Below are 12,158 nucleotides of genomic sequence, written 5' to 3' on the forward strand. Positions count from 1 at the left end.
CCAGGACGCCCCTAGCTTTCCAGCGTTTCTCTTGCGAAGATCCAGTACACCAGGGCGATTGCTGTGATCACGCCGCACAGGATGAAGGCCGCGGGGAAACCGAAGTGTTGAGCGGTCAAGCCCACGGCAATGGGCGAGAGAATCGAGCCGAAGTCTTGAGACATCTGGAAATTCGCCAGCACCTTGCCGCCGGACTTGTCATTGCCCACCACATCGGCCAAGACGGCCTGCTGGGCTGGGTTCAAAAAGCCTGCGCCCGCGCCGGTGAGCGCTGAAAGCAGCAACAGCACCCATACTTCACCGCTAAAGCCCAAAGCGGCGGTGAAGGCACCATTGATGGCAAGCCCGGCCATGAGCACCGGCTTCCTGCCAATCGAGTCGGCAAGTTTCCCGGAAAACTGCAGGGCGAAGGCGTTGCCCGCAGCAAAAGCGGTGAGCGCGAAACCTGCGATGGCAGCGCCATTGCTAAAGGTGGCGGCACAAAACAGCGGCACAACGGCGATGCGGGCGCCGAAATTCGACCAGCCATTGGCAAAGCCGCTGATTAAGGTGCCGCGATAAGCAGAATCTGCGAAGGCCTGCGCAAAGCGCATGGTGGGCAGTTTCTTCTCGCCTTTTGGTACTGCCCCGATATTCGAGGGCATGCGCCACCACACCACGCAGGCCGCCAGGATCACGGTCACGGCATAAATGATGAAGGGGATGCGCATGCCGAGCGAGGCGAGGGCACCGCCGATGACCGGGCCGAGGATATTGCCGAAGAGGAAGCCCGATGCATAGGCCGAGGATGCTCGCCCACGGATTTCAGGTGGCGAGAGTTTAATAATCAACCCCATGGCAGACACCGTGAACATGGTGGAGCCGAAACCTGCGATGGCTCTTAGGACGATGATCTGCCAATAGGCTTGCGCTACGGCAACAAAGCCAGTGGCGATGGCGACGGTAAATAACCCTGTGAGGTAGACCTTGCGCGAGCCGATGGCGTCGACAAGCGAACCCGACACTGGGGCAAAGATGAGGCGAGTGGCGGCGAATACCGATACCACCGCGCCGGCGAGCGCCATGCCAACACCGAAGCTCGCAGCGAATTGCGGGATGATTGGGGCGATAATGCCGAAGCCGATGGCGATGATAAAGGCGGCCATCACCAGAATCCAGATTTCGTGGGGGATTTTGGTGCGCGGAGTATTGGCTTGGCGTATCACTCGACTCAGGATACCCATACTAAGAACTGAAGCTCTGCAGGTGCCCAACCCTACAGCACAGAATAGAACATGTGTTCTATGTATAGCCCGGCGAATCGGAGGGTGCTGGCTATATTCACCACCATGCACAGCATGAACAATCAACACCACAGCAGTACCTTCACCACCGACATCGCCACCGCATGCGCGGTGATTGAACAGCAACACACCGATACGCTGGCCAAGATCCGAAGCATTATCCGCCACCCAAGATCTTTAGCGCGCCCCCAGGCCTCTTGGCGGCCACCGATTATCGCCCTTGATCCACCAACGTCTGCCCACGGACTTCGCGTTGCCATAACCCGAAGAAGAGTTGGCCCAAATGTTCAAGCCAGAGTGCGAGGCTACGGCGAACATCGCCGACCGGCCTATGTACTGGCCTTAAGGTTTTCTTGCCGCCAAGGCCAGGAAGTATCTCCTGTTCTAGCCGAGGCATGGGTGCGCGGAATCGTCGGCGAAGCCAACGCAGGCTGCGTCCACGCACTCAGCGATGAATACACCCCCACATTTTTGTGGATCACCGATGCCCAAGGCCAAGCCCTGCACTCCCCTGCCTCGCTGTTTGCCGCTTTTGCCCAAGCGGCATAACACCACCTAAAAAGCCCCCATCGCCTTTGGGCTTAAGACCAAAAGCGCGGGGGCGCACACACTGCGTGTGAAGGGGTTGTCGCGTGGCGGGGTTGTTAAGACTCTTCTTCGAGGTCGTCTTCGTCTTCGAGATCGTCCTCGAAATCTTCATCATCTTCGCCAAAGATGTCATAGACCTCGGGCTCATCATCGAGATCATCAAGCGGTATAAGCTGCGACTCCCAATCCTCGGCATGATCCGCGGCCAAAGAGAGCACATCAAAGAGTCGATCGGGATCGCTAAAGCTACCAAGCTCGAGCACTTCCTCCGTCATGGCGCCGATTTCTGCGGCGGCCTCGTAGAAGATGCGTTCGCGCTCCTCGTCGGTGATATCTTCAGGATCTTCCAGATCCCACAGGTTATCCACCGCCTCGCCAACCATCTCTTCGAACTCCGCGCCCAAAGTAACAAAACTGACGTGCGCTACCGCCTCGGCATCTTCAACGCTAACTTCCACGATCAACTGGGAGTTATCCGCCACCTCAGCGATCACCACACTCGGATCCATCGGATCCTGCAGGAAGGTCAGATCAGCGATGCGCTCATCGGTAGATTCCAGCAAATCGCGAAGAATCGTCACCACTTGATCGGTGGCGACGTGCTCAGCCACCGTGCGCACAGCGTCTTCCAAAGAAAAGACCACCGAGACCAACGCGGCCTCAAAATCCACATCTTCTTCCGGGCCAGTCGATGCAGCAATATAGACATTGGCCGCGGGCATGATCGGGTCGATCTCTACAAACTGAATTTCCACATCAGAGGTAATAGGTACAAACATCACCTCGTCGTTTACGCGGGACTCAATCCCCTCCGCATCCAGCGCAGCAGCGATGTCTTCAAAGAAACTCATGTTTTGCCCTTCCACGAAGAAGTTAGACCAAAGGCCTGGTTTACCTATTGAAACCATCACCTTGGCCTAAGCCTAGCCTTTTGCTCAGCGGAATGCTTTAGAACAATCAAGCCGCCATGAGCAGCGGGCACTACCAGGGTTGTAGCGCCGCCAACTGCCCCGCGATGCGCTGTTCGCGGTCTTGATGCGGGCAGGAAGTACACACCCCAGCATTCGGCGAATGATAAATCATGCAACAAGAACTGCGGTGGGCAAGCAAATACTCCGGCTCCTCACCGGAAGCAAGCAACTCAGGCACTGCCGTTTGGATAAGTTGGCCGTCTTCTACAGCATCCACGCGAAGCGGCGGCAGGGTCACTTGCTGGCGTGCAGCATCACCGTCGCCATTGCCCGCTGCAGATTCAGCTTCAAGCTCGCTCAATGCAACAGCACCCTCATTGGCTCCCTGCAATAATCCTTCGCGCAACTGCTGGGCCACCTCGAAGGCACGGGCAGTTTCAAACGCCTGATTGCCAGCGCCAATCGCCGGTTGAATCAACCCATCTGCAATGACAGACCATAACGGCGCAGGCCGAAGATCTAGTTGCGAACATAGTGCAGCCACCAATCCTGCAAGGCTAAGACCAAGGCCTTTAGCCGAGGCTTCCACACTGCTGGCCTGGCGGGTAGGGCGGTAACCGAACCAGAAATCGCCGTCTCTGCGAAACAACTCCCCGCTGCGAAGATCCAAGTCCGGCACCACGTCTTCTTCCACCATCAAATGCACCGAAGGGGCTGCGAGATCTCCAAGCAATGTATAAAGCCAAAGCTGGGCAGTGTGCTTTGGCTTCTCCAAGCTAAAGATGGCTCGGCACTGGGCGATCGCTGCATCAACGCAGGTCTTCTCCCCTAGCTGCGCGCTATCAATAGCCACGACGCCGGCGGGATCGCTCGCATCCGGATTGATACTCGGGCTGAAGCGTTCATGCTGTGCAAGCAGCCGACCAATGGCTCGCTCAAGGCGCTCATCACTAACAGTAGAGGTACTCATTGCTTTCGGTCTTTCTTCTTGCGATGCTTCTTCTTCGCCGGCAGCACCTGAGGCTGTGCTTTCACCCTCAAAGGTATCGCACTTCCATGGTGCGCAAGCACCTTGCGCTTTTGTTTCTGCGCTTCGCGCTGGGCCTTTTTAGCTTTACGTTTTGCCTTTTCGGCCTTGCGTTCAGCTTTCGCAGCTTTACGCTCAGCTTTTGCCGCTTTGCGCTCCGCCTTCTTTGCCGCTGCCTCGGCTTTTCTCAACTCCGCTATGTTCGCCTCAGCCTCGGCTTCAAGCCCGTCTTGCGGGCCGGGCACCTCGCTGTGGCTGTTCGGCACCTCACTGTGGCTGTTGGGCACCTCGCTGTGGTTGCTTGGTGCTTCGCCGTGCGGCTTTGTTGCCTGGCTGTGCCGCACCTTGGCTAGGCGCTGTCGGCTGGCAAAAGATCTGGCCTGGAGTTTTGGTGCCTGCGCGGAATCTTCCGGCGAAGCCTTGTCATGGGAGCTTTGGTCCTGCTGCGTGCCGTCTGCCGTCGAAGCAAGGGCCTGGGACGTAGCACTAATGGCGAGTGGCTCAAGTGGTTCCACGGGCTCAAGGCCGAGGGCTTGCATAATCTCAGGTCTACCGATGCCCCACTGCGTCATGTCGTAGCGTTCCCACACCCGGCGAAACGCCGCCCGAGGGTCATAGCTGACGTGGAGTTCGCGGTCGAAAATCAACGTGGCTCGCCCAGGGTGCAGATCATCTGGGCTGCGGTAGCGCGGCCACTCACGTCCCGGGTTGCCATAGTGGATAAAGCGTGACCATAGCCGCTGCATGCTCTGGCTTAACAGCTCTAAATCGGCACGCCCACCAATGTGCAGCTTGGAAGTCTTGGCTGCTTTGAGGTCTCCAAACAGCGGCGTTAATTCCATGGAGTGCCAGGCACCAAGCCCTAGCCAGCGCATGGTCGGTGGGGTGAAATCAAAGCGATACATCCACGTATTTGCTGCCTGCGCGTGCGCTCCTGCGGCATGGACTGCCGGAGCCCAGAAGATGGCGTCGGATAATAGATCGGCAAAGTCGCTGCGGCGTTGGGCGTTTTGATACATATGCAGCACAAGGTCGGTGCCGGCTGGATCGAAGGACTCCAACATGCGCCTGGCTGCTCTGGTGCGGGCAGCAGAGCGTAAATAGAAGGCCTTAGTAAAGGAAGTCTCATCCCCATTGGTGCCGATTAACAGGGGCAACTTGTGCTGCAAGCCTTGGGCAAATACCTCCAGGGGGTGTTCGAATATTACCCGCTGATCTACGGTCGGGCCAAAGCAGGTATTCATCTGGATCAGCTCGCCGGTGCGCCACAGCATCTTTTGCCCGGCGCGCACCAAGTCGGCTGCGTCCACCTGTCTGAGTTGATCGAGCCCGGCATCTTCCAACCCGAGCCTTCGTTGTAATTCAGAGGCCCAAAACTGTGCCTGCACCGAGGAGTGAATGGCTGCAAGCGGTGGTGATTGGGCAATGGCTTTGGCAAAAAGCCCGGCGGCTGCGGGCACGCACATCAAGGTAAGCACTGCGGCACCGCCGGCGGATTCTCCCATGATGGTGACGTTGTCGGGATCTCCGCCGAAGGCTGCGATATTGCGTTGCACCCATTTCAGCGCCAAGAGCTGATCCAGCACCGCCGGGTTGGCCTCACAATCCTGGCCAAGGGAGCGCATATCCAGATAGCCCAGCACGCCGAGGCGGAAATTAATGGATACATACACCACGTCCATGGCCTCTGCTAAGGCATGGCCGCGCAGGATTTGTTCGTGGGAGGATCCGAAAATAAAAGAGCCGCCGTGGAAGTAAACCACTACCGGCAAGGTGGTGTCGGTATCGGGGCGCACAACGTCGAGGTGCAGGCAGTCTTCGCTGCCGCGGACCTTATCGCTTGGTCCGAGTGAAGGCTGTGCCGCCACCGGCCCGTATTCGCTGCAATCGCGCACACCGTCCCAGGGCACTACGGGGTGTGGTGCGCGAAAACGTCTGCTGCCGCCGGTATCTCCCCCATAAGGAATGCCCCGCCACGTTTGTACTGTGACCCCAGATGTTTCGTCGGCAAGCCGAATACCCCCTACAAGCCCCGAGGTCGTAGAGACAACGAGGTCGGGGTGTGCTTCATTGCTTGTCGACGCACCCATGTGTTCTACAGTAGGGCACATGGTGAACATCGTCGACCGTGAAACAGTCCTGTGCATCTCGCTTGCCGCGCGCCCCTCAAACCACGGCGTGCGCTTTCATAATTGGCTTTTTGATCACTACCAGCTCAACTACCTGTATAAAGCCGTAGCGCCCGTGGATATCACCGCCGCTATCGCCGGTGTTCGAGGCCTCGATATTCGCGGGGCTGCCGTGTCGATGCCATATAAACAAGACGTGATCCCGTTGATTGACGCACTCGATCCATCTGCGGAAAGGATTAACGCAGTCAATACCATCGTCAATGATGATGGCCTCTTAAGTGGCTATAACACCGACTACATTGCCGTTGCCTCATTGCTGCGTTCCCATGACGTTGATCCTGGGCTTCGCGTGGCTGTTCGAGGCTCCGGCGGCATGGCCAACGCGGTGGTTGCAGCGCTTGCCGATCACGGGATGCGCGGTGTTGTGGTTGCCCGCAATGAAGAAACCGGCCAAGCCCTTGCGCAACGATACGGCTGGGAGCACAGCCTTGAGGTGCCAGAAGATGCACAGCTTCTGGTAAACGTCACGCCCCTTGGCATGCACGGCGAGCATGAGAACGTTCAAGCCTTTAGCGATGAAGCCGTAGAACGCGCGAGCGTCATCTTCGATGTGGTGGCCTACCCTGTTCACACACCACTGATCCGTGCCGCCGAACGAGCCGGCAAGGCAATCATCCACGGCGGAGAAGTCGTGGCCTTGCAGGCAGCGGAGCAATTCAAGCTCTACACCGGGGTGGAGCCTTCTGCGGAGGCGGTGGATCAGGCTGAGGCCTACGCGCAGCAATAGAGGCGGGGCAGGAAAAGCGGGGCAGTAACGGCGCGGAAGGAATGGCGCGTGCAGTCCGCGCGTGCAGTCTGTGGGGTGAACGCTTGGGGTGACAGGGGCGGTGTGGCGCTGCATTGTGGCTCGCGATGTAGCGATGCGGGGGTGCGTCGAGCCAGTCGGCCTGGGCATCAAAGCTCAGGCCACTGATAACAGTTTGACTACAGTTTCCGCCCAAAGCACTTTTGGGTTGCTCAGCAACGGACTAATTAATATACATTTATATCTCGTGCGAAGCGCCCTGTGATACCGCCCGCAATATCCCCGTTGCTCAGCTTGAACATCCAAAGACGGCAACGCCGACCAATTGCCACTGGTATCCACACACTGCGCACTGAAAGCTACAACGAACAGTTAAAGAGATAAAGGAAAACCCATGGGCATTTTTAAAAAAGCCGCCTCTAAAGTAGGCGACCGCTTCTTGTTTAGTAAGAAAGACAACACGGCCGACGCTGATCTCGATAACGCCGATCTGGACACCCTGGCCGAGAACTCCGGCGCTACCGGCAAGGCCTTGCTGCGCACCCTCGATCGCGCTGCCAAGATGCAGTCTTCTGCCATCGTCAATTATGTGGAGTGGCTGCGTTCGAAGAACCAAGACGCCACGCCTGAGCAGATCCAGCAGAAGATGGACAAGCACTTCAAGATGCTCGTCACCGGCACTGGTGCCGGCGCAGGTGGTGCCGCTGCCGTACCCGGTGTTGGCTTCTTCACCGGTGCAGCCGCCATTGCCGCGGAATCCCTGGCCTTCTTGGATGCGGCCGCCTTCTACACCATGGCCTCCGGCTACCTGCGTGGCGGCGATGTGCGCGATCCCGAGCGCAGGAAGTCGTTGATCCTCATCGCCATTTTGGGTTCCGAAGGCTCCGCGCTTGTCGACGCTTCCATCGGCGCCACCAGCTCCGTTGCTGCCCTTTCTCGTATGTCTGCCCGCAACGTCACCAAGGTCAATAACCGCATGACCAAGCTGGCACTCAAGCAAGTTACCAAGCGCCTGAAGTACTCCTGGATGGGCAAGATCATGCCGCTGGGTATCGGTGTGGTCATCGGTACTGTGGCAAACCGCAAGATTGCCAAGCGCGTCATTGAAAACACTCAGCAGGCGCTAGGCCCTGCCCCTGAGCAATTCGATACCCCAGCACCTGCCGAAGGTTCCATCGAAGAGCCCAAGGCAACCATCAGCAGCAACGAATCCGAGACTGAGCAAGATTCCTAGTCCGAGTGTCGTAGTGTCAGCGCCCTAGTGTTGGTGACTCAGTGTCGGTACCCCAGTGCCGGCGTCTGAGCATCGCTGTCCTGGTATCGCCCGGCGTTCATGCTGCGTTTAAACCCCACCAGGGCTAGGGCAAGGGCTCTAGGGCTAGGGCTCTAGGGCTAGGGCTCGGACTATTTGCACCCCGCATTGCTTCCAAGGCAGTACTGGAACATGCGGGGCTTTTGCTGCTTATACGGCGTATCTTTAGAGAATCTCGGCTCAAGCACTAGCCTCGAACATATAGCGTCTTCAAGCATTCGAGGCCTGAAGCCACAGCACACACGGCGTTGGGAGAACCGTGAACACACAGCCACACACCACGGCCAAGCCGCCACAAAGGCCACAGGGCAAACCCCACGGCAGCCCGCATGATCGCCGCTCACGCAGCGGTACACAACGTGCACGCATGCTGTGGCACAAGCTCAGGCAACAACCAACCACACTGGCGATCGCCATCGCCGCAACCTTCTTGGTCACGGCCTTCGATGTGAGCATCCCGCTGATCACCGGTTCCGCCGTGGATGCCGCCACCGGCGCCATCGACGCGGAAGTCCACACGGTGGTCTGGCTGCTAGTTGCCGTTGCCCTCGGGCGTTACCTCTTCCAATTCAGCCGCCGCTTCATTGCCGGGGTGATGTCGAATACCTTCCAGCACCAGCTTCGCGTTGATATCCTCGACACCCTTCAGCGGCTTGACGGCCCACGCCAAGACGAATTGCGCACCGGCCAGGTGGTGTCGCGCTCTATTTCTGATCTCAACCTCGTCCAGGCCATGGTGGCCATGCTGCCCTTGGTGGCAGGCCACATGCTCAAAGTGCTGATTACCTTAGGCATCATCGCTTGGATCTCCCCGCTGCTGCTCTTGATCGCCGTTCCGATCATCCCCTTGCTGATCTGGCTTTCGCTTCGCTCCCGCAAAACGCTGTTTGCTGCCACCTGGTCTGCCCAACAACAGGTAGCCAACCTTGCCACCCACATCGAAGAAACCGTCAGCGGTATCCGCGTAGTCAAGGCCTTCGCCCAGGAAGAGCGCGAAGTAGCCAAGCTAGAAAAGCTCAGCACCCGCGTCTATAGCGAACAAATTCGAGCAGCAAGGCTCACGGCTCGCTTTAAGCCCTTGGTCCAGCAGCTTCCCACCGTGGCCTTGGTCATCGGCATTGGTGTGGGCGGTTGGCTTGCCATGCAAGGCACCATCACCATCGGTATTTTCCTGGCGTTTTCCGCCTACCTCACCTCCCTGACAGCCGTGGTGTCCATGCTGGCGGGCATGATGGTGCAGATCCAATTGGGTTTGAGTTCTTTGGATCGCGTCTTCGACATTCTTGAATTGCGCCCCGCCAACCCAGATCCCAGCCCTGCGCAAGCAGTGCCCGAAGGCCCGCTTGGTATCAGCATGGACAATGTGGAGTTTTCTTTAGGCTCCCAGCAGATCCTTCAGGGCTTTTCTTTGGATGTGGCACCCGGTAGCACCCAGGTGCTGGTAGGCCCTGCCGGTTCGGGAAAGTCCATGGCAATGCAGTTGCTCAGCGCCTTTTATGCCCCAGATGCCGGGCGCATCACGCTTCGCGGTGACAGCGAGGTGGATATGCGCGATTGTCGCCGCCAGGACATTCGCAAGGTGATCACCTGCGTCTTTGACGAACCATTCCTCTACTCCGCCTCGGTTCGCCACAACATCACCATGGGCAAGCAGGTCAGCGAGCAGCAGCTTCGTCGCGCAGCACGTCTTGCTCAGGCAGAAGACTTCATCCTGGATCTACCCGATGGTTTTGACCAGGTCATTGGCGAACGCGGCCTCACCTTATCCGGCGGGCAGCGCCAACGCATCGCCATTGCCCGCGCACTGCTCGAAGAGCCGAAAATTCTGCTGCTTGACGACGCCACCTCAGCCATCGACGCGAGCACCGAGCGCGCAATTTTCCGCGGCCTCCAAGAAGCCCTGGAAGATGTCACCGTCATCGCCGTGGCGCACCGTCACTCCACCCTCGCGCTCGCCGATGAAGTTTCGCTTGTCGACGAAGGCCGCGTCATCGCCACCGGCAACGAGGCCGATATGCGGCGCAATGCGCGTTTTGCACACCTGATGGATGTGGCCTGCCAAGCCCCGGTGGATGAATCCAATCCCCTGCCCTTCGACGATGGCGAAGAACCCCCAACGTCACAGTTGTGGCCAAAAGTTCAGCACCAAGATGCCCGCTTGAGTATTTCTCGGGCCACCACGCGCGCAGCCTCCCAGCAAGCCGGCGCCAATCCCGCGGCCGGCGGTAGGGGCGGTCGTGGCGGCGGAGGTGGCGCTGCGGCATCCATGCCAGCAACACCGGCGCTGCTCGCCCGCGTCGATGCGCTGCCTGCAGCAACAGAAACCCCACCGAATGCCGGACCGCACTTGCGCGAGCCGCTGCCAAAGATGAGCGCGCATCAGCTCTTTGCTTCCGTGCGCTGGTTGGTGTTGTTCGTGATTGGCCTTTATGTCGTAGGTGTTGCAGCAGGCCTTGCCATCCCCACCCTGGTGCGCGCTGCCATCGACCGTGGCGTGAACCATCAAGACGCCGGGGTGCTGTGGAAGATCACCGTGATCGGCTTGGTGGTCGTACTCATTGCCTGGATCGCCGACATTGCTACCACCGTGCTCACAGCGCGCACCGGTGAACGCTTGCTCTATGAGCTGCGCGTGCGTTCCTATGCTCATCTGCAGCGTCTTTCCATGAACTACTTTGAAACCACCATGTCGGGCACGATCATGACGCGCATGACCACCGACATCGAGGCGCTCAATACCTTCTTACAAACGGGTCTTGCAGCCTCAGTGGTGGCGCTGAGCACCATCGTCGGCATCTTGGTGCTCCTTGGCATCACCAGCCCCACCCTGGCGCTGATCGCGCTGCTTGGTGTGCCCATCATCGTGATCGCCACGGTGATCTTCCGCAGGATTTCTTCCAGGCTCTATACCCGCGCACGCGAGGAAATCAGCCAAGTCAATGCCTTGTTCCAAGAATCCATGGCGGGGCTTCGCACCGCTCAGCTTCACAGGATCGAAGCCGATACCCTCGATCGCTTTGCCACCCAGGCAGATGCCTACCGGCGCACAAGGATCCGCACACAAATGGCCGTGGCCTTGTACTTCCCTGGCATCAATGCGTTAAGCGAAATCGCCCAAGCAGGCGTGCTCTTTGTTGGCGCCGGCATGGTCGCCTCCGGCAACTTACCTGCCGGCGTGTTGGTTGCGTTCTTGCTCTACCTCGACCGTCTCTACCAACCCATCCAGCACCTCTCCCAGGTCTTCGATGCCTACCAGCAAGCCCAAGTCGGTTTCCGCCGCATCTCCGCGCTGCTTGCCACCAAGGTGAAGGTGGCAGATCGGGGCACCACAGACCCGGTGGGCGCACACCAGCGCGATATCCACTTAGATCACGTCGATTTTGCCTACAGCGATCAAGGCCCGACGGTAAGTAAGGATCTCGACTTGCACATCAACGCCGGTAGCACCGTTGCGGTGGTAGGACCTACCGGTGCGGGCAAATCGACCCTGGTGAAGCTGATCGAGCGCTTCTACGACCCCACCGCCGGTGCGGTGCGCGCTGGTGAGACGGATATCCGCGAATTCCAACTTCGACCCTGGCGCCAAGGCATTGGCTTTGTGCCCCAAGAAGCGCACCTGTTTGCCACCACCGTGGGAGACAACATCGCTTATGGCATGCCAGGAGCAAGCCGCGAAGCCATCACCGATGCTGCACGCAGAGTCGGCGCGCTCAATGCCATAGCCGCGATTCCAGGTGGCTTTGAGGCCAGGGTGGGTGAACGTGGCCGCGGCCTTTCTTCTGGCCAACGCCAACTGATTGCCCTTGCCCGTGCAGAGATGTGTGCGCCTCATATGCTGCTGCTGGATGAAGCCACCGCTACCTTGGATCCGGCCAGTGAGGCCACCATTTTGTCGGCTTCGCAGCGGCTTACTCAGCAGCGAACCTCAGTGATTGTCGCCCACCGCTTGGCTACTGCTGAACGCGCAGACCGCATCATCGTGATGGATCATGGCCGCATCGTAGAAGACGGCACACATGAGCAGCTCCTATCTTTCGGGGGTATCTATGCGGGCATGTGGGGTGATCAGCGTGCTCAAAATGAGCGCGCATAGCCACAGC

General features: G+C 58.7%; 7 protein-coding genes and 1 pseudogene. 4 read left to right on the plus strand and 4 right to left on the minus strand.

Annotated elements, in window-relative coordinates:
• Nucleotides 1–11: 11 nt before the first annotated feature.
• Nucleotides 12–1,223: an MFS transporter gene (locus IEU99_RS07310; protein WP_128890057.1), complete on the minus strand. Its 1,212-nt coding sequence runs from the start codon at nt 1,221–1,223 to the stop codon at nt 12–14.
• Between the two features lie 114 nt (nt 1,224–1,337).
• Here IEU99_RS07310 and IEU99_RS07315 point away from each other — a divergent pair, with 114 nt between their 5' ends.
• A complete protein-coding gene (locus tag IEU99_RS07315; protein ID WP_128890058.1) occupies nt 1,338–1,832 on the plus strand; it encodes a hypothetical protein in 495 nt (164 codons plus the stop codon).
• Nucleotides 1,833–1,927: 95 nt separating this feature from the next.
• Here IEU99_RS07315 and IEU99_RS07320 read toward each other — a convergent pair whose 3' ends face one another.
• The 3 genes and pseudogenes from IEU99_RS07320 to IEU99_RS07330 all read right to left on the minus strand — a co-directional run.
• The gene (locus IEU99_RS07320) at nt 1,928–2,722 is read right to left on the minus strand and encodes a hypothetical protein (protein WP_128890059.1); all 795 of its coding nucleotides are present in this window, start codon (nt 2,720–2,722) and stop codon (nt 1,928–1,930) included.
• A gap of 130 nt (nt 2,723–2,852) precedes the next feature.
• Nucleotides 2,853–3,752 (minus strand): (2Fe-2S)-binding protein, encoded by a 900-nt coding sequence (locus tag IEU99_RS07325; RefSeq protein WP_128890060.1) that lies wholly within the window; start codon nt 3,750–3,752, stop codon nt 2,853–2,855.
• A 575-nt stretch (nt 3,753–4,327) separates the two neighbouring features.
• A pseudogene (locus IEU99_RS07330) lies at nt 4,328–5,920 on the minus strand (carboxylesterase/lipase family protein); the annotation flags it as partial.
• Here IEU99_RS07330 and IEU99_RS07335 point away from each other — a divergent pair.
• From IEU99_RS07335 to IEU99_RS07345, 3 genes are all read left to right on the plus strand, one after another.
• Complete coding sequence (locus IEU99_RS07335; RefSeq protein WP_128890062.1) at nt 5,919–6,728, plus strand: shikimate 5-dehydrogenase; 810 nt, start codon at nt 5,919–5,921, stop codon at nt 6,726–6,728. The pseudogene IEU99_RS07330 and the gene IEU99_RS07335 overlap by 2 nt on opposite strands.
• Nucleotides 6,729–7,140: 412 nt before the next feature.
• The gene (locus tag IEU99_RS07340) at nt 7,141–7,980 is read left to right on the plus strand and encodes a hypothetical protein (protein ID WP_128890063.1); all 840 of its coding nucleotides are present in this window, start codon (nt 7,141–7,143) and stop codon (nt 7,978–7,980) included.
• A 445-nt stretch (nt 7,981–8,425) separates the two neighbouring features.
• The gene (locus tag IEU99_RS07345; RefSeq protein ID WP_128890845.1) at nt 8,426–12,151 is read left to right on the plus strand and encodes an ABC transporter ATP-binding protein; all 3,726 of its coding nucleotides are present in this window, start codon (nt 8,426–8,428) and stop codon (nt 12,149–12,151) included.
• The last annotated feature ends 7 nt before the right edge of the window (nt 12,152–12,158 follow it).

The organism is Corynebacterium pelargi (genome assembly GCF_014635485.1).
In the GTDB taxonomy this organism is placed as follows: Bacteria; Actinomycetota; Actinomycetes; order Mycobacteriales; family Mycobacteriaceae; genus Corynebacterium; species Corynebacterium pelargi.